The organism is Sphingomonas sp. BL-S-29, from assembly GCF_055521495.1.
The window spans coordinates 2447742-2465412 of the sequence record NZ_CM145482.1 but is presented as its reverse complement, the minus strand read 5'-3'; the positions used below and the strand labels follow the sequence as shown (position 1 = coordinate 2465412).

15 protein-coding genes are annotated in these 17671 nt (G+C 66.2%); 9 read left to right on the top strand and 6 right to left on the bottom strand.

Annotated elements, in window-relative coordinates:
- Positions 1–96 precede the first annotated feature (96 nt).
- From ACZ1I2_RS11695 to ACZ1I2_RS11680, 4 genes are all read left to right on the top strand, one after another.
- Positions 97–1665, top strand: a complete 1569-nt coding sequence (locus tag ACZ1I2_RS11695) for a vWA domain-containing protein (RefSeq protein WP_465169526.1) — start codon at positions 97–99, stop codon at positions 1663–1665.
- A 202-nt stretch (positions 1666–1867) separates the two neighbouring features.
- Entirely contained in the window at positions 1868–2089 is a 222-nt protein-coding gene (locus tag ACZ1I2_RS11690) for a hypothetical protein (protein ID WP_465169527.1), read from the top strand.
- A 14-nt stretch (positions 2090–2103) separates the two neighbouring features.
- The gene (locus ACZ1I2_RS11685) at positions 2104–3279 is read left to right on the top strand and encodes a class I SAM-dependent methyltransferase (RefSeq protein WP_465174071.1); all 1176 of its coding nucleotides are present in this window, start codon (positions 2104–2106) and stop codon (positions 3277–3279) included.
- Between the two features lie 79 nt (positions 3280–3358).
- Positions 3359–4777 (top strand): M20/M25/M40 family metallo-hydrolase, encoded by a 1419-nt coding sequence (locus ACZ1I2_RS11680; protein WP_465174072.1) that lies wholly within the window; start codon positions 3359–3361, stop codon positions 4775–4777.
- Position 4778: 1 nt separating this feature from the next.
- On the opposite strand, the gene ACZ1I2_RS11675 is transcribed toward ACZ1I2_RS11680, so the two are convergent.
- The 3 genes from ACZ1I2_RS11675 to ACZ1I2_RS11665 are packed head-to-tail and all read right to left on the bottom strand — an operon-like array spanning position 4779 to position 7584.
- Entirely contained in the window at positions 4779–5066 is a 288-nt protein-coding gene (locus ACZ1I2_RS11675; RefSeq protein ID WP_465169531.1) for an Hpt domain-containing protein, read from the bottom strand.
- Positions 5063–5428: a response regulator gene (locus tag ACZ1I2_RS11670; protein WP_465169532.1), complete on the bottom strand. Its 366-nt coding sequence runs from the start codon at positions 5426–5428 to the stop codon at positions 5063–5065. Before ACZ1I2_RS11670 ends, ACZ1I2_RS11675 begins: the two co-directional genes overlap by 4 nt.
- Positions 5425–7584, bottom strand: a complete 2160-nt coding sequence (locus ACZ1I2_RS11665; protein WP_465174073.1) for a CHASE3 domain-containing protein — start codon at positions 7582–7584, stop codon at positions 5425–5427. The genes ACZ1I2_RS11670 and ACZ1I2_RS11665 overlap by 4 nt, the downstream gene beginning before the upstream one ends.
- Before the next feature lie 325 nt (positions 7585–7909).
- Between ACZ1I2_RS11665 and ACZ1I2_RS11660 the strand changes: the two genes are divergently transcribed.
- Positions 7910–10753 carry a TonB-dependent receptor domain-containing protein gene (locus ACZ1I2_RS11660; protein WP_465174074.1) on the top strand — a complete coding sequence of 948 codons (2844 nt, stop codon included), beginning with the start codon at positions 7910–7912 and terminating at the stop codon, positions 10751–10753.
- Positions 10754–10834: 81 nt separating this feature from the next.
- Here the strand turns inward: ACZ1I2_RS11660 and ACZ1I2_RS11655 are convergent, their stop codons facing one another.
- The 3 genes from ACZ1I2_RS11655 to ACZ1I2_RS11645 all read right to left on the bottom strand — a co-directional run bounded on the left by ACZ1I2_RS11655 (position 10835) and on the right by ACZ1I2_RS11645 (position 13661).
- Positions 10835–12484, bottom strand: a complete 1650-nt coding sequence (locus ACZ1I2_RS11655; RefSeq protein WP_465174075.1) for a DUF6311 domain-containing protein — start codon at positions 12482–12484, stop codon at positions 10835–10837.
- A gap of 125 nt (positions 12485–12609) precedes the next feature.
- Positions 12610–13455, bottom strand: coding sequence for a hypothetical protein (locus tag ACZ1I2_RS11650; RefSeq protein WP_465181644.1), 846 nt, complete (start codon positions 13453–13455; stop codon positions 12610–12612).
- Positions 13452–13661, bottom strand: a complete 210-nt coding sequence (locus ACZ1I2_RS11645) for a helix-turn-helix transcriptional regulator (RefSeq protein WP_465174077.1) — start codon at positions 13659–13661, stop codon at positions 13452–13454. The genes ACZ1I2_RS11650 and ACZ1I2_RS11645 overlap by 4 nt, the downstream gene beginning before the upstream one ends.
- Positions 13662–14191: 530 nt before the next feature.
- On the opposite strand from ACZ1I2_RS11645, the gene ACZ1I2_RS11640 reads away from it, so the two are divergent.
- From ACZ1I2_RS11640 to ACZ1I2_RS11625, 4 genes are all read left to right on the top strand, one after another.
- Positions 14192–14611, top strand: coding sequence for a hypothetical protein (locus ACZ1I2_RS11640; protein WP_465174078.1), 420 nt, complete (start codon positions 14192–14194; stop codon positions 14609–14611).
- 94 nt (positions 14612–14705) lie between these two features.
- The gene (locus tag ACZ1I2_RS11635) at positions 14706–16748 is read left to right on the top strand and encodes a TonB-dependent receptor (protein ID WP_465174079.1); all 2043 of its coding nucleotides are present in this window, start codon (positions 14706–14708) and stop codon (positions 16746–16748) included.
- 69 nt (positions 16749–16817) lie between these two features.
- Entirely contained in the window at positions 16818–17225 is a 408-nt protein-coding gene (locus ACZ1I2_RS11630) for a MerC domain-containing protein (protein ID WP_465174080.1), read from the top strand.
- Complete coding sequence (locus tag ACZ1I2_RS11625) at positions 17218–17613, top strand: hypothetical protein (RefSeq protein ID WP_465174081.1); 396 nt, start codon at positions 17218–17220, stop codon at positions 17611–17613. The genes ACZ1I2_RS11630 and ACZ1I2_RS11625 overlap by 8 nt, the downstream gene beginning before the upstream one ends.
- The last annotated feature ends 58 nt before the right edge of the window (positions 17614–17671 follow it).

Here is a 17671-nt window from a genome sequence, read left to right as displayed (position 1 = left end):
ATGAGATAGGAAAACACTTGCCAGCCCGAAAAAGGCGTGACACAAACATGGCCATAATGTGGCTCAAATAAGGCGAGCCGAGCTAGGGAGCATGTCATGAAGTCCAAAGCGATTCTGTGCGGCGTGGCGTTGGCGGCGATGCTGGCAGGCTGTTCGAAGCCAGGTGGCAACAGCTATTCGACCCCCAGTTACGAGGCAGACAGTGCCGTGGCGGACGAGCTGACCTCCACCGACGCCGCCGGCGAGAAATACAAGCCTAACGCCATTTCGCCCGTCCATATGGTCGCCGACACGCCCGTCTCGACCTTCGCGGTCGATGTCGACACCGGCGCCTATGCCAATGTCCGCCGCTTTCTCACCCAGGGCCAGAAGCCCCCGGTCGATGCCGTCCGTACCGAGGAGATGATCAATTATTTCCGCTACGACTATCCCCTGCCCTCCGACCGCGAAGCGCCGTTCAGCGTCACCACCGACGTCGCGCAATCGCCCTGGAACCGGGACACCAAAATCCTGCGCATCGGCCTGCGCGGCTACGACCTGTCCTATGCCCGCCGCCCCGCCGCGAACCTCGTCTTCCTGGTCGATGTCTCGGGGTCGATGGACGAGCCCGACAAGCTGCCTTTGGTCAAATCCGCCCTCTCCACTCTCGCCGACAATCTCGGCCGCGAGGACAAGGTCGCCATCGTCGTCTATGCCGGTGCGGCCGGCGTGGTGCTCGATTCCACCAGTAATCCGTCCGAGATCAAGGCAGCGCTCGACGATCTCAGCGCGGGCGGCTCCACCGCCGGCGGAGAAGGCCTGCAGCTCGCCTATGCCATCGCCCGCGACAATTTCATCAAGGACGGCGTCAACCGCATCCTTATCGCGACCGACGGCGATTTCAACGTCGGCATCACGGACGAGACCGAGCTGGAAAAGCTGATCGAGCAGGAGCGCGACGACGGCATTACCCTTACCACGCTCGGCTTCGGCCAGGGCAATTTCAACGATTCGCTGATGGAATCCATCGCTGACCTCGGCAACGGCAACTATGCCTATATCGACAGCGCGATGGAGGCGAAGAAGGTCCTGTCCGAGGAGCTGTCCTCCACCCTCTTCACCATCGCCAAGGACGTGAAGGTCCAGGTAGAGTTCAACCCGGCCTATGTCAGCCAGTACCGCCTGATCGGCTATGAGAATCGCGCGCTGGCCGAGCAGGATTTCGACAACGACAAGGTCGATGCGGGCGACATCGGCGCCGGCCATCAGGTCACCGCGATCTACGAGGTCGTGCCCGCCGGCACCAAAGGCTGGCTCTCCGACCGACGCTACACCGACAACCGCCGCGCGACGGCGACCGGCAAGCAGGACGGCGAAATGGCTTTTGTCCGCCTGCGCTACAAATTGCCGAGCGGCGACACCTCGCGCCTGATCGAACGCCCGGTCGACGCTCGCCAGCTTGCCACGCATAGCTTGCCGCAAGGCGATATGGCCTTCGCCACCGCGGTCGCCGCGTTCGGGCAGAAGCTGCGCGGCGACACGCGGCTCGGCGACATCGCCTATGCCGATATCCGCCGCCTCGCCGGCAACCCGGACGGATATTGGCGCCAGGAATTCGTCAAGCTCACTGAACTCGCCGAGGCGGGGCAAGTGCCTGTGGAATCGCGCCGCAACTGGATCGGCTAGGGAGGTCCGGAAAGCGACGCGATCACCACAGCAGGGAGCGGCCGGGGAAATGTCCAACCCCCGGCCGCTCTTTACGCATTCCTTATGCGAAGCCTTCAGCGCGCCATCGAAGCTTAATGCTCCCTGCGCCTATTTGAACGCCACGACGCGACAGCGCGCCGTGCCGTGACGGCGGCCCCTTTGCCGGCGCAGGAGCATCTCGATGCACACCAGTCCCGCCGAAGCCCGTGCGACACCCCATATCCTTCAGGTCGGACAGGATCGCCGCGGCCGCTGGATGGTCCAGGAGAATCACGGCCTGATCGAGGGCGTGTTCATCTCACGCGACGCCGCCCTCCATTTCGCCCGCCTCGAACGCCACGCCTTCCCCGGCGCGACGGTTGAGCTGGTGAGCGCCCCGCTCATCTCCACCCTTGCGGCCTGATGTGGAGGAAGATGATGACTCCGGACATCACCGGCCTGCTGGTGATCGGGCTGATCTGCATCCCGCTGATCGGTCTCGCGATACGATGCCGATTAGCGCAACCCAAGCAGTCGCGCCGACCCGACATCACGCTCGGATTTCGGGATCCTTATCGCTGGGATCACTCCGTCGCGTTCCCGGCTGACCGTCACTTGTGCTCCCGCGAAGGCGGGAGCCCAGACTGGGTCCCCGCCTTCGCGGGGACACAACTTCTCACAGGACTACCCATGGCCACCCGCTCCATCATGTTCCCAAGCCTGGACCCATTACCAGGAAGCGCAGAAATCGCCCTCGCCTACGACGCCGCCGGCATCGACTATCGCAACTATGCCGATGGCGACACCGCCGCCGATTTCTCCGGCCGCTACGGCTTTGCCGACCGCGAATTATGGCAGCGCATCGACAAGGCGCTGATCGAGCTGCGTGCCCAGGGCCGCCATGCCATCCGCATCCTCGATCTCGGTTGCGGGCCCGGCACCTGGCTGTTGCGCACCGTCGCCCGCGCCCGCGCGCTCGGCTTCACCGCGATCGAGGGGCATGGCATCGACCTCTCGCCCGCGATGATCGCTCTCGCCCGCCAGGCCGCCACCGCGGTCACCGATCCCCGCATCGGCCTGACCTTTGCCGTCGGCGACATCCTCGAGACGCTCGAACGGGAAGGGCGCCACGCCTGCGACCTCGCGCTCTGCCTCTACGGCGTGCTCAACCATGTCGTCCCCGCTCAACTCCCTGCAGTCGCCCGCGCGCTGGCCCAGGTGACCGATGGTGTCCTGATCGCCACGGTGCGCTCGACCGGCAGCCTGCCGTCGATCTTCATCTCGGGCATGGAGAAGGTGCGGCATTTCCACCAGGACCATGCGCACGACCGGCTGGAGATCGACCTGATCGATGGCCGTCATCTCGAATTCGGCCTTCATCTGTTCAGCGCCCGCGAGTTCCGCACCCTGTTCGCGCCGCATTGCGCGATCCGCGAGCTGGCCGGGATCGACGTCTTCCACAGCCGTTTCCGTCCCGAGAGCGCCTGGAACCCGGAAACCGAGGATCCCGCGCTCGAGGCAAGCCTTGCCCGTCTCGAACATTTCTGCGCCGGCGATCCCATTTTCATCGATCGCGCGGCGCATATCCTGCTGGTAGGCGGAGCATCGGGATAGAGGCGCCCGCCTCGCAGAAGCGTTTGACACTGCCCGAACCGGCCCCCTAGCCTCGCCTTGACGCACCGGGGGACACCATATGAAACCGCTCGCCACAGCAGCCGCAACGGCCCTCGTACTGCTCCTCTCCCAGGCAGCCTCAGCCCAGGCGATCGCCCCGCGGCCGGACCAGCTTGCCTTCCGCGCCCTCTACAAGGAGCTCGTCGAGACCGACACCTCCGTCTCCACCGGCAGCTGCACCGCCGCCGCGGAGAAGATGGCGACACGCCTGAAGGCCGCCGGCTATGCGGACGATCAGGTCACCTTGTTCAAAGTCGACGGTTTCCCGCTCGATGGCGGCCTCGTCGCGCAGCTTCCCGGCACCTCCGCCGGCGCCAAACCGATGCTGCTGCTCGGCCATCTCGACGTGGTCAATGCCCGCCGCGAGGACTGGACGCGCGATCCCTATAGCCTGATCGAGGAGGACGGCTATTTCTACGGCCGCGGCACCTCGGACATGAAGGCGATGGTCGCCATCTGGGTCGATACGCTGATCCGCCTCAAGCAACAGGGCTACAGGCCGAAGCGCACGATCAAGCTCGCGCTGACCTGCGGCGAGGAATCCGGCGCCCGCATGAACGGTGCGCAATGGCTCGCGGAGAACCGCCCCGATCTCATCGCCGCCGAATTCGCGCTCAACGAAGGCGGCGGCGGCCGCGCTGACGGGCACGGCAAGGTCGTCTCGCAATCGATCCAGATCGGCGAGAAGTCCAACCGGAATTTCGAAGTGGAAACGACCAACCCCGGCGGCCACAGTTCGACCCCGGTCGACGACAACGCCATCTACGAACTCGCCGATGCGATCGCGAAGGTTCGCGCCTGGAAATTCCCGATCCGCTTCAACGACACGACCCGCGCCTATTTTGCGAAGGAGGGCGTCGCGCGGAACGACGATGTCGGCCGCGCCATGGTGGCGCTCGCGACGAATCCCGCCGATCGCGCGGCCGAGGCGCTGGTGTCGGCCGACCGCAGCTACAATTCGATGCTGCGTACCACCTGCGTGGCGACGATGCTCGACGCGGGTCATGCCGCCAACGCCCTGCCGCAACGGGCCAGGGCGACGGTGAATTGCCGCATCGTGCCCGGCGAGGACGCCGACTCCACCCGCGCCGCGCTGATCGCGGCGATCGGCGATCCCAAGGCCAAGGTCACCCTGGTCGGCCGCCTCCGCCCCGTCGCCGTCCCCCCGCCGCTCGACCCGAAGATCATGATGCCCGCGGAAAAGCTCGTCGCGCGCTATTTCCCGGGCGTGTCGCTCATCCCGGTGATGATGACGGGCGCGACCGACGCGACCTATATCGCCCCGATCGGTATCCCGACCTATGGCGTCCCGGTCGGCTGGGGCGATGTGGAGGGCAACGGCACGCACGGCCTGAACGAGCGGCGCGAAGTGCGCGCCGTCTATGTCGGACGGGATTTCCTGTTCGACCTCGTCAAGGCCTATGCAACGCGGCCGTGAATCAGGACGCCTGCGACGGCTCCCGGAGAAGCGCGACCAGCGTTTCTCCCAACGCCCGTACAGCCTCCGGCGCAGCGCCGGCGTCGATCGCCTGTTCGACCGCCCGGGCGGCGTCGCCGATCGCGTGAAAACCGAACATGCCGGCGCGTCCCGACAGGCCGTGGCTCAGATCGCGCAAGGGACCCCATGCACCGGCGGAAAGCTGGCCGGTAACGTCATCGGCTTCTTCCAGCGCGCGGGCGTGGAAGCGCGCGCGGAGCGCGGCCATGCGCGCGTCGAACTCGGTCAAGCGAGGAACGCGCTGACCTGATCGGCCAGCGTCATCGGATCGAACGGCTTGGCGATCACGCCGCGCGCGCCGAGCTTGAGGAAGCTCGAGACTTCCCGGGTCTGAGTCCGCGCGGTGATGAACACCACGGGGATCGCCGCCGTCCCGGCCTGCTCCTTCAGTCGCGCGAACACGGTCGGCCCGTCCATGCCCGGCATCATCACGTCGAGCAGGATCAGGTCCGGGACCCATTCCGTCGCCTGGTCGATCGCCTCGGGCCCCGACGCGCAGCATCGCACCTCGAACATGGGGTCCAGCTCGATCGCCATTTGCGCGACCTCGCGGATGTCGGCTTCGTCATCGACATAGAGGATCCGCGTCATTCGACTTCCTCCTGGGGGCGCCCTTCGACCATCCGCATCGCCTCGGCGACCAGTCGGTCGAGCGTCGCGCGCGACTTGACCAGCGCCAGGTCGACACCGTTCAACTGATGCGGTTCGACTTCCTGCGCGGTGAACACCAGGATCGGCATGTTGGGACGGCGCTGGCGCAGCTCGGGCACCAGGTCGAGCCCGCTCCCGTCCTCCATCCCGATATCGAGGATCGCCGCGTCGAACGCGGTCTCGCGCACTGCTGCGCGCGCCTGCTTGAGCGTCGGTGTTGAATGGATCACCGCGCGATCCTCGAACACGCTCGACAGCACGCTCAGCATGTCCGGATCGTCGTCGACATGCAGGATGCGCGGCAGCCCGGTCCGACCCCTGGGCACTGCCGCCGGCGCCGCCTTCTGCCGCGTCTCGACTTCCATCGCGGCCGGCAGGTCGACATGGAAGACCGCGCCCTCCCCCGTCACGCTGTCGAAGCTCACCGACCCGCCCAGCCGCGTGGCGATCTCGCGCACGATGCTCAGGCCCAGCCCGGTGCCGCTCTTCTGCCGCGTGTCCGAACTGTCGGCCTGGGCGAATTTCGAGAAGATGCGCCCGTGGAACGCCTCCGGAATGCCGCCGCCCCTGTCCGACACGCTGATCCGGAAACGGCGGTCGAGCGGCGTCACCGACACCCCCACGACGGCGCCGCGCGGCGAGAATTTGACTGCGTTGGACAGCAGGTTGGTCAATATCTGCATCAGCCGGTCCTCGTCGGCGAGCACTGCCGCCCCGGCCGGCACCGGCGCCAGCTCGATTGTCACGCCATATTCCGCGGCGAACCCGGCATTGCCCTGGACTGCGCTCGCCAGCACGGCGTCGAGCCTGACCGGCCGGATGTCGAACTCCATCCGCCCTGCCTCGATCTTCTCGACGTCGAGGATGTCGTTGATCAGCCGCACCAGTCGCGCCGAATTGGCCTGGGCGATCTGCACCAGGCGCAGCGCCTTGGGCGGGATCTCGCCCGCCACGCCGCCGGTGATCAGGCCGAGCGAACCCGCGATCGAGGTGAGCGGCGTGCGCAGCTCGTGGCTCACCGTCGCGACGAATTCGCTCTTCATCTGGTCGATCTGGCGCCGCTCGGTGATGTCGCGCGTCACCGCGAGAAACAGCGTCTTGGAGGCGAGATGGACTGGGCTGATCGACACTTCGATGGGAAAGGCCGTGCCGTCGACGCGGCGCCCGACGAACTCCTGCACTTCGCCCGAGGACTCGCGGTGCCGCGATTCCAGCCGACGCAGGAAGGTTTCGACCTGCCCCCGGTCGGGCGCCACATCGTACAGCACCGCCACGTCGCGGCGCAACAATGCCTCGGCGGTATAGCCGAACATCTTCGCCGCGGCGGGGTTGACGCTTTCCATGCTGCCGCTCGGGTTGAGCACGATCATGCCGTCCTTCGCGCAGTGGAAGATCGCCTCGAGCCGGGCAGAGAGGTCGGCGTGCCGCAGCAGCGCGCGCTGCCGCGAGGCGCTGCCGCGTGCGATCAGATAGGCCGCCGCGCCCAGCGTCAGCAGCATCAGCACCTCGAGCGCGGTGCTCCGGCGCCGCAGGTCGATCCGTGCTAGCTCGGCTTCCTGGGTCAGCCGATTCAGGTCGATCCGTTCGGCGCTGGAAAGCTTCGCGACCAGTTCGCGCAGCCGGTCCATCCGCTGCTTGCCCTCGCCGCCCGCCACCAGCCGCTGCGCATCGTCGCGCGCGCCGGCGCGCGTCAGCGCGATCGTGCGGGCGGCGAAGTCGCGCACCCCGGCCGAGGCCGTGCGCAGCGCCGCGAGGTCGGCCTGCTCCTCGGGGTCGGACCGCAGATCCTCCGAGAGCCGCGCGAGGTCCGCGTCCACCCGGGTGATGGCGCTGAAATAGGGGCCTAGGAAGCGGTGGTTCGAGGTGATCACGAAGCCGCGCTGCCCCGTCTCGATATCCTGATGGAGCAACAGGACACGCTGCAGGTCGGCCCGCGTCTCGTACGACCGGATGACTTCGCGCCGGAGCTCGGCGTCGTCGCCGAACCCCCGGTCGATCGTCACCGTCAGGATCAGCAGGATCAGCGGAATGCCGATGATCGCCACGCCCACCACCCATCGGGCGAGCTGGGAACTGCGTCTCGCAGTCGACGGCATTGGGGGCAGGCTCCTCGGACACGGGCGCGTCGCAGACTCGGTGAGACCGCGCGGGCGGCGCCTTTATGCCATTTCGGACCTTTTGGCACCATCCATGCGCTCACTATGGGTACGCGGTCCCGCCGCCGCCGGACGACCGCCCTGAAAAATCAACCGAAACGCGTTCGATGTGTCTCCCGCAAAGCACGCTCCGGCAACAAACGAGCAACGAAGTCGTACGTGTGCGCATCTCCGCTTGCCAGCATCCCCCGCACCGTTTCACCTTTGTGACAGGGCAGAAAAAAAGGGGGGATGTCGCGGGGGGCGTGGTTCAGGAGATGATATCATGCGCACATTTAAATCGGGGAAACTCATCGGTATAGCGTCGCTGGCGCTCATCGCGGGGCTGTCGGCCATACCGGCCCAGGCCCAGGAGACGCCGGCCGACACCGCCGCCGGCAGCGACGACATCGTCGTCACCGGCTCGCGCATCCGGCGCAGCCCGCTCGACCAGGACAAGCCCGTCGTCACCGTCGACGAGAACGCCATCGCGCGCACCGGCCTCACCTCCATCGGCGACGTGCTGCAACGCCTGCCCAGCGCCGCGGGCGGCCTTAACACCAAGGTCAACAATGCCGGCAATATCGGCGGCCCGCCGGACGGCACCGGCGTCAGCTCGGGCTCGGCCGAGATCGACCTGCGCTATCTCGCCGCCAAGCGGACGCTGGTGCTGGTCGACGGGCTGCGCTTCGTCAACGGCTCGGCGGCGGGCGGTATCCCCGCCTCGGTCGACCTCAACGAGCTGCCCACCAACATGATCGAGCGCGTCGAGGTGCTGCAATCCGGCGCTTCCCCGCTCTACGGGTCGGACGCAGTCGCCGGCGTCGTCAACATCATCACCAAACAGGCGCAAGTCGGGCTCAAGGCGTCCGCGCAATTCGGCACCTACCGCGCGGGCGACGGCCACACCTGGAATCTCGAGGCAAGCTACGGCATCCAGTCCCCGAACACCGGCACCTCGGTCGTGTTCGGCGGCAGCTATGCGAAGCAGGAAGCGGTCAGCACCCGCGACCGCGCGATCTCGCAATTCCCCACTCCCGGCGCCACCAACTGCGCCGCGGGCGGCTGCTCCAGCGCGATCCCCAATGGGCGCTTCGACGTGCTCGGTCAGAGCCTCACCCTGCGCGCGCCGGTCGTCGGCCGCCCGAGCTTCCCGGCCGATTTCCGCAACTATGTTTCGGCGACCGACAGCTTCAACTTCGCACCCTATAACTATCTGCTCACCCCGTCGGAACGCTACGGCGCCTTCTTCAACTTCAAGCAGGAGCTGACCGACAACATCAACATGCGGGTGAAGCTGGTCTACAACCACCGTCATTCGACCACCCAGGCGGCATTCCTCCCGCTGTTCCTCGGGCCTGACGCCGGCAACGGCAATCTGCTCGACACCATCTCGGTCGATGCCACCAACCCCTACAACCCGTTCGGCGTCACCCTCTCCTCCGGCGCGGACGGCACCCCCGCCAACTACTCCACCATCCGCCGCCGCTTCGTCGAGGGCGGGCAGCGCACCTTCACCCAGAATGTCGACACCATGTCGGCCACCGTCACCTTCGACGGCTCCTTCCACATCGGCGATCACCGCTGGTACTGGGACGTGAACGGCGTCTACGGCAACAACGACGCGCATCAGCTGTTCACCGGCAACCTCAACGCGGCGAAGCTCGCCCGCGCGCTCGGCCCGGTCTCGGCCTGCACCGGCGAGTGCGTGCCCTTCAACATCTTCGGCGGCGTCGGCTCGATCACGCAGCCGATGCTGAACTATGTGACCTTCGACGAACGCGACAAGAGCAACCAGCGCCTCGCCGATTTCACCGCCAACCTGTCGGGCGACCTGTTCGATCTGCCCGCCGGCCCGGTCGGCGTCGCGATCGGCTATGAGCACCGCGATCAGCAGGCGAGCTACGATCCCGATCCGCTGATCGTCGCCGGCCTCGGCGCCGACGTGCCGACCAGCCCGGCGCGCGGCGGTTTCAACGTCGACGAATTCTACGGCGAAATCCGCGTGCCCCTGCTCAGCGGCACGCCCTTCTTCGAAAAGCTGGAACTCGACGGTGCCGTCCGCCATTCCAATTATTCGTCGTTCGGCAGCAACACGACCTACACCGCGTCCGGCCTGTGGAAGCCGGTGACTGACCTGCTGCTGCGTGGCGGCTATGCCGAGAGCCTGCGCGCCCCGAGCATCGGTGAGCTCTATGCCGGTCCCTCGCGCTTCGACGCGACGATCGACGATCCCTGCACCAGCGCGGCCGGCGGCTTCTTCCAGACCAACGCGACCGTCCGCGCCAACTGCATCGCCAACGGCGTCCCCGCCAATGGCAGCTATGCGGAACCGGTCGGCGGACAGCTCGGGGTCTTCTCCCAGGGCAACACCGCGCTGAAGCCGGAAACGGCCAAGACCTGGACGGCGGGCGGCGTGTACAGCCCGAGCTGGGCGCGCGGCTTCTCGAGCGCGCTCAGCCTGGAGGTCAACTGGTACAAGATCAGCCTGAAGAACGCGATCGACTCGGTCCCCGCCACGCTCACGCTCACGCGCTGCGCGTTCAATGCGGATCCGATCAGCTGCGCGGCGGTCCGCCGCACCGGCAGCGGCGCGGTGGCGAGCATCAATGCCCGGCTGCTCAACCTCAACGCGATCGAGACCGACGGGATCGACGCCTCGTTCAACTTCCGCTCGCGCGACATCGCGGGGGGCACCGCGGGCCTGTCGGTCAACGCCGCCTGGCTGCTGAAATACAATGTCCTGCCGCCCGCCGATCTCGGCGCCCCGACGCTCGAATTCGCCGGCACGGAACGCGGCAGCCCCGACCAGGCCTATCCCCGCTTCAAGGCCAACGCGACGATCGACTGGTCAGGCCCGATGTTCGGCGCGTCCTTCACCGGCCGCTACATCAGCAAGGTCGCGGAACGCGACGGCGTGCACACCATGGGCCGGGTGCTCTATGGCGACGTACAGCTCTATGTCTCGCCCGCCTGGATGGACCACCGTGTGCGGCTGACGCTCGGGGTGAACAATGTGTTCGACCGGGATCCCCCGGCCTGCTTCACCTGCGACAGCGCGAACTTCGATCCGACCACCTACGACGTGCCGGGGCAGTTCGGCTATGCGCGGATTTCGTTCGGGCTCTGAGCGACAAGGTAGCGTGATGGGAGGCCGGGCGCGGGATACCGCGCCCGGCCTTCCCTTATCGGGTTCATCCGGCGCCGTCGTTTACCGCGCCGATCCGGCCAGTGGCTTTGCCGGTCGCACCACCGTCACCCCATCGATTATCTCGGTATCCGCACCGGCCGGCGGCGTCGTTCCCGCCAGCACCACATAGAGCCGGCCCGGCACGCGCTCCCCGGCCTGGAAGGCAATGCTTTCCTGGCGATAGCGCTCCATCGTGACGGTCGACCAGCGCGCGACATAGGCCTGGCGCACCGGCACGCCGTGATTCACCGCGCGCCACGCAATCTCCTGGAACCGGCCGAGATCGCGCGTCACGTCGGGGGCGTCGAACGAGATGTCGCGCGACGAGGCGATCAGTTCGTCCCAGCGCGCGCTGCGCGTGAAATTCTGGAACGGCATCGTCATCTCGGTATAGTGATAGGCGCGGATGATGCTCATCATCCCGGAGATGTCGACCAGCTGCACGACGACCAGCGCGGCAAGCACCGCCTCGCTCTGCCAGGGCCTGAGGCGGTAGACGGCGACGATCGCGGCGAACACCAGGCTATAGCTGCACGGCCAGAACAGGCGGCCCGAGGCCCGCAGAGCATCGGTGACCGGGGTGACGAACGCGGGCAGCGGCAGGCTGACCAGCGCCACCCCGCCGAATTCCAGCTCGTTGCTGATCGCAACCAGGGTCAGCACCAGCAGCGCGGGCAGCAGCCAGAGCAGCCGGCGATAAAGCCCGTCCTCGACCGGGCGGCGCGGCGCCGCCAAGCCGGCCGCCAGCCCGATGACCGCCAGGAGCAGCAGGCCGACGCCGAGATACTGGAAGCTCTCATAGGGCCGCAGGCCGCTCGGCGGGGTCGCCGGCAGGATCGTCGAAAAGCCCGGAAAATTCGGGTTCCACAGGCCATCGAGCGACATCGCGAACTTGCCATAGCCCCAGGGCCGCACGAACTCCCCGCCGGCGCCGAGCATCATCGCGATCGACCCGGTTGCCGCGAGGATCAGCGCTGAGCCCAGCACCAGCCGCCCGCGCTCCCGCCAGTCCGGCGCTGCGGCGAACCGCTCGAGCATCGCGCTGCCCCATATCGCCGCCACCATCACGAACAGATAGCTATGGACCAGCACCGCCGCGACCATCACCGGCGCCCAGGCCAGCAGGTTGCGCGCGCGCCGCGCATGGACGAACAGCCACAGCGCCCACAGGATCAGCCAGTGCGCCATCAAATTCACATGGACGTAGCGGTTGAACAGCGTCGGCAGCAGGGTCATCAGCACGACGCCGGCCCAGAGCGGGATCATACCTGGCGCATAGGGCCGCAGCAGCTTCCAGCTGAAGAAGAGGTGCAGGAACAGGCACAGCAACATCCACGGGCCGACGAACTGCGCCTCGGCCGGCAGCAGCGGCGCGACCACCCATAACGCAATGCCCAGCAGCGGATTGCTGTCCGTGAACAACAGGGAGGCGCCTTCCGGCGCGTTGAGCAACGGCGTGTGCAACGGCCCGTCGGCCCGGTGCAGAAAGGCATGCATGCCCAGCGCATTCTCGCCATTGTCGCCGCCGCGCAGCACCCAGCCAAGCTGAGTGGGATCGAGCATCGCCGGATGATAGGCCCAGAGGAACAGCAGCATGGCGATGAGGACCATCGGCAGCACGGGCAGGCCGGCGCGCAGGAGATCGATGCCGTGGCGAAGGCGCGGAGTCATGGTCAGCTGCCTGGTCCCTCGAGAACGGCCGTTACGATGACCCGCCGGGGCCGACGCCACTCGCCCGAGGTCCTCCCCCTCTGGCCACCCGGCCGCTTTTTGGCAAGGTCGTCCCTTGCTTGCGCTCACCGCGTCAGCAGTTTCCGCCGCCCCAGGACGATGAAACTCGCCGCGAACAGCAGCACGGTGAACAGCGTCAGCCAGTCGAGCGGCGCGGGCGCCGCCACGAAGCCGAGATGGGCCAGTATCGCCCAGCCGCCGCCCAGCGCCAGGATCAGGTAGAAGGCCATGTTGCCGGTCTCGTGCGACAGCGTGCGCCCAAGCTCGTCCGACATCCGCCATACCGCGATCCCCAGCGCGGCCAGGGCGAGGACCAGCGCCAGGGCGCCCGCCAGCGCGGGGACGGGCGGCAGCGGGTCTCCGCGCCCGGCGAGGCTCAGCCCGATCAGCAACAGGCCGTACATGCCCATCCAGATGAAGCTGTAGAAATAAAGCAGGCTGCGATCGCGCATTTCCTCGGCCGCATCCTCGTCGCCGATAAGATCGGCGCCCGTCCGCGCGCTCGCCGTGAACAGCATGCCCGTCATGGCGCAGATGAGGAGAACCAGGCCCGTAAAAGCGGCGACCGCCTCCGAGACGCCCATCGCGCGGGCCGCGCCGATCGACCTGAAGGACCAGGCGGCGAGCAGGAACAGGCTAACCGCCACCGAATCGGCGACCAGGAAGTTGCGGAGATTCCGCGGCGTGACCGGCCGCTTCCGCCGGCTGAGACCGACCACCGCCATCGCGGCGACCAGGCTCAGGCCCAGCACCGGAGCGACGCCCGGCTGGACTATCGCGCGGAGCCCGTCCCGGTGCATCAGCAAGAGCGCCGCGCCCATGGCGAGGATGTAGGGAATCGCCGCCACGGCGCTCCACGCCACAAAATCGCGCCATGCCGACACGGGTTGGTTGCTCGCGATGGCCATCATTCGTCCTCCGGTTCCCAATGATCGATGAAGAGCTCGGGCACGGCGACGCCGAACAGCTTCGCCATGCGCAGTGCCAGCGGCAGGCTGGGATCGTATTTGTCGGTCTCGACCGCGTTGATCGTCTGGCGCGAAACCCCGAGCCGCCGGGCAAGCTCGCCCTGGCTCCATCCCCGCCCCTCACGCATCGCCTTCAGGTTGTTTTTCAAGACGACCCTCCAAGCCTGTAAAGAGCTCTTTACAGACAGGCGTCGGATTGTCAAGAACTCTTTACAGGCCCAGGCGAAGACGCGGCGGCGCCAGCGGAAAGGCGGTGGCAGAGCATGAAGCCATCCGGTGCAGGGCATGGGCGGGAGCGTGGACAACAAGCGACCGGGCGGAAACCGCGCCTGCCCCCTCCCCCGACCTTCGTTGTCGATCTAGAGCGGCGAGCGTTAAATCTGATCCGTTCGTCCTGAGTAGGGATCGAGTAGCCGAAGGCGTATCGAGAGCCCGTATCGAAGGACAGGTTGTCGCGCGGAACCTGTCCTTCGATACGCCCTCTCGATACGCCGCTGCGCGGCTACTCGATGGCTACTCAGGACGAACGGGTGGTGGTGGCTCTGATTTAATGCAAGCTACTCTAGCGTCTCGGCGGCAGGAGAATTGACCAATGTGATAATACACCATATCACACTCACCTGTGTTGTGAATCCGTTGCTGGTTGGAATCGTATAGAGTGAACAAGAGGCGAGCAGCGATGGGAGCTCGGGCCGACGCCCGGCGCGCTGACGCTCGCCTGCGCTTGCCCGGCAAGCGTTTGCGCTCGCTATGGATCTCAACGCTGTTCGTTGCGCTGCTGGCACTGACTTGGCAGAGCCTCACCCTCCAGACGCACGTTCACGCATGGCCGGATGGTGGCGTGACGGGTCTGACCGGAAATGCCGCCAGTCCGGCCCGGCCGGAGACCGGGCATCCAGCACCGGATGTGCCGACTCCTTGTCCGATGTGCCAGGAGATGGCCCATTCCGGCAGTTATCTGCTGCCGAGCCCGCCCGCATTCCATCTGCCCAACGACATCGTCTCCTGGCACATCGTCATTCCCGCTCAGACGATTGCACCTCGGCAGCGCTCGCATACCTGGCAAAGCCGGGCGCCGCCGTACCAACTCCAAGCCTGAAAATCACCAATACGAACGAAGGCGAGTCGATCGCCTCGTCGCGTCTCGACGGATTCCTCGAAGGAATTCGCCGCCAAGGTTCTGGAGTTTCATTATGCGATATCTGCTCTTGCTGGGCGCTGCGACCGCGGCGCTGCTGCCCCATGCCGCCGCCGCCGAAGACCCAACCACCGTCCCGACCGAGGCGCCCTCGACGGGCCCGGACAAGATCGATCCGGATACGACTGATCAATCCCGCAACGGTGACATTATCGTCACCGGATCGCCACTAGGGTCGGAAACCGCGACGATCGTGGCCACCGTGGATCGCGACCAGATCGTGAAGGCGGGCGGTGGCAACATCGCCGACGCGCTGAACGAGGTGCCCGGCATCGCCGGCACGGGCTTCGCCTCGGGTGCGAGCCGGCCGATCATCCGTGGCATGGACGCAACGCGCGTGCGCATGCTCGAAGACGGCAGTAGCGCCTCCGACGTGTCGGACATCGGCCCGGACCATGGCGTACCGATCGATCCACTCTCCGCTCAGCGAATCGAGGTCGTGCGCGGGGCAGCGACGCTGCGCTATGGCAGCCAGGCGATCGGCGGCGTGGTCAACGTGATCAACAATCGCGTGCCGACCGATCTGCCGACGCGCGACCTTTCGGGCGAGGCGAGCGGCAGCTACGCGACCAATGCCGATACGTGGCAGGGTTCGGCGCTTGCCGATGCGAAGGTCGGCAACCTCGCGCTGCACGCCGATGGCTTTTATCGTCATGCCGGTGATTACGACACCCCGCTCGGCACCCAGTCGAATTCGTTCCTGCGCGGATGGGGCGGCGCGCTCGGTGGCTCCTATTTTTTCGGGCCCGACAATGGCAGCCATGTCGGCGCGACGGTGATCCACTATGCCGCGCAGTACGGCATTCCGGCCGACACTGCCTGGATCGATATGCGGCAGACCAAGGTGATCGGGCGTTCGCTGTTTACGCTCGGCGACGGCACGCTCCAGTCGCTGTCGATCGACGGCAGCTATGGCGATTATAGCCATGACGAGAAAAACCCCGACGGCTCGATCAACACGACCTTCAAGAACAAGGAGTTCGACAGCCATGCAGAATTGCTGCTCGGTCCGATCGGCTTTTTCTCCAGGACGGCGCTAGGCATCCAGGCCGGCCACCGCGATTTCTCCGCGATCGGTGAGGACAGCGCCTATCTCCAGCCGGCCACCTCGCGGAGCGCCGCGGCCTATCTGTTCACTGAGGTGCCGGTGGGCACCGCGCTCCACCTCCAGGCCAGTGGGCGGCTCGAAGACGTCCATGTCGAGGGCACGCCCGCGTCGGACGTCCTCACGCGCCGCGACTTCACGCCAGTGAGCGGTGCTATTGGCGCGCTGCTCGACCTGAGCCCGGCCGTCAAGCTGGGCGCGACCTTTGCGAGCACTGGTCGTGCGCCCGCGATCACCGAATTGTTTGCCCGCGGCGGACATGACGGCCCGCAGACCTTCGAAACCGGTGACCCGATGCTCAGGATTGAGCGCGCCAATTCGCTCGAGGGCACGCTCAGGGTAAATTCGGGACCGTTCCGCTTCGAAGGTAGCGTCTACGCCACCTGGTTCCATAACTATATCTTCGGCCAGTTGACCGGCCGCACCTGCGACGATGACGGCATGTGCGCAGTCGGCGACGGCGGGGAGTTGAAGGAACTCGATTATGGCCAGCAAGGCGCACGCTTCTCGGGTCTGGAAGCCGCGGCGCACTATCGACTGTTGAAGACGGAGGTCGGCGGCCTCGAGGTCAAGGCACTCGGCGACTATACCCGGGCGAAACTTGACGATGGCAGCAACGTGCCCCGCATCCCGCCCTACCGGATCGGCGGCGGACTGGACTGGACCAGCCCGCGCGTCGACGCAGGCTTCCTGCTGATGCATGTCGGCAGGCAGGACAAGTTCGGCGATTTCGACACCGAAACCGACGGGTACAACACGCTCAGCGCGAATCTCGCCGTGCGCCCGTTCAGGAATCATCCGGGGATCGAACTGGCGGTGGTCGGACAGAATTTGACCGACGACATCATCCGCAACGCCTCCGCGTTCAACAAGGAAGATGTCGTGATGCCAGGCCGCACCATCCGTTTCGTCCTCCGGGCAGCGTCTTTCTAAGCCCCACGCGCCGCTGCGGGTCTTCCCGCGGCGGCACGGTTTCGGCCGGCACGGATCTGGAGAAACATCATGACCTGCGGACAACGGGCCGCCTGCCCCCCGGTTGCCGATTGGTTCGAGCGGGCAGCGGTCGGCGCCTCGATGCTGTGCCTGATCCACTGCATTGGGCTCCCGCTACTCCTCGCGGCATTGCCTGCTCTCTCCAGGCTGATCGCATTGCCTGAGAGCTTTCATGTCTGGGTTCTGGGTTTTGCGCTCCCAACCTCGGGCGCGGCGTTGCTCCTGGGACATCGGGGACATCGCGCATACTCCCCCGCAATTATAGGGGGTGTAGGCCTCGCCCTCCTGGCGGTCGGCGCAGTGTTCGTGTCCGGCAATCGCTGGGAGACGCCCGCGACCATCATTGGCAGCGCCTGCCTGATCTTCGCCCATCTCTCGAATTGGCGGCTGCGCCATCGCCGGCATCGGCATGGCTGAGTCCAGGCGACGGTCGCGCTACGTGCACGAAGCTGTCATGCAAATCTTGCGGGAACAGCGCCGTCCACTGAGCGGACGGGAATTGGCCGAACAGCTAGGCGACCGAGGAAATGTGGTTCCTCTCAGCATGATCTTTCGGGAGATCAGGCGGTTGATCGATCATGGGGTGGCCCGCAAAATCTTCGTCGCTGGGGGCTATGCGCTGGTCGGTGAAAAACGGGTAGCGGTGCTTTGGTGTTCCGAATGCGGCGAATTCAACGAAATTCATTGCGCCGAGGCATTCGACGGACTCGAAAACCTCGTGATGGCGGCTGGGCTTAAGGACCCACGATATTTCGTCGAGCTTGCCGGGCTGTGCGCGCACTGCGTCAAGATTTTGGCTGACTAGGCGACGTGGACAACGGCCGGAGTGCGTTCCGCGTTATCCTCGGCCTATCGCTTTTCGA

What these genes read in the sequence shown, in the direction of transcription:
- ACZ1I2_RS11630 (WP_465174080.1), top strand. Translation starts at nt 16,818, where the DNA reads ATGACCTGCGGACAACGGGCCGCCTGCCCCCCGGTTGCCGATTGGTTC.
- ACZ1I2_RS11655 (WP_465174075.1), bottom strand. Translation starts at nt 12,484, where the DNA reads ATGACTCCGCGCCTTCGCCACGGCATCGATCTCCTGCGCGCCGGCCTG.
- ACZ1I2_RS11695 (WP_465169526.1), top strand. Translation starts at nt 97, where the DNA reads ATGAAGTCCAAAGCGATTCTGTGCGGCGTGGCGTTGGCGGCGATGCTG.
- ACZ1I2_RS11635 (WP_465174079.1), top strand. Translation starts at nt 14,706, where the DNA reads ATGCGATATCTGCTCTTGCTGGGCGCTGCGACCGCGGCGCTGCTGCCC.
- ACZ1I2_RS11660 (WP_465174074.1), top strand. Translation starts at nt 7,910, where the DNA reads ATGCGCACATTTAAATCGGGGAAACTCATCGGTATAGCGTCGCTGGCG.
- ACZ1I2_RS11680 (WP_465174072.1), top strand. Translation starts at nt 3,359, where the DNA reads ATGAAACCGCTCGCCACAGCAGCCGCAACGGCCCTCGTACTGCTCCTC.
- ACZ1I2_RS11625 (WP_465174081.1), top strand. Translation starts at nt 17,218, where the DNA reads ATGGCTGAGTCCAGGCGACGGTCGCGCTACGTGCACGAAGCTGTCATG.
- ACZ1I2_RS11690 (WP_465169527.1), top strand. Translation starts at nt 1,868, where the DNA reads ATGCACACCAGTCCCGCCGAAGCCCGTGCGACACCCCATATCCTTCAG.
- ACZ1I2_RS11640 (WP_465174078.1), top strand. Translation starts at nt 14,192, where the DNA reads ATGGGAGCTCGGGCCGACGCCCGGCGCGCTGACGCTCGCCTGCGCTTG.
- ACZ1I2_RS11685 (WP_465174071.1), top strand. Translation starts at nt 2,104, where the DNA reads ATGACTCCGGACATCACCGGCCTGCTGGTGATCGGGCTGATCTGCATC.
- ACZ1I2_RS11670 (WP_465169532.1), bottom strand. Translation starts at nt 5,428, where the DNA reads ATGACGCGGATCCTCTATGTCGATGACGAAGCCGACATCCGCGAGGTC.
- ACZ1I2_RS11665 (WP_465174073.1), bottom strand. Translation starts at nt 7,584, where the DNA reads ATGCCGTCGACTGCGAGACGCAGTTCCCAGCTCGCCCGATGGGTGGTG.
- ACZ1I2_RS11650 (WP_465181644.1), bottom strand. Translation starts at nt 13,455, where the DNA reads ATGATGGCCATCGCGAGCAACCAACCCGTGTCGGCATGGCGCGATTTT.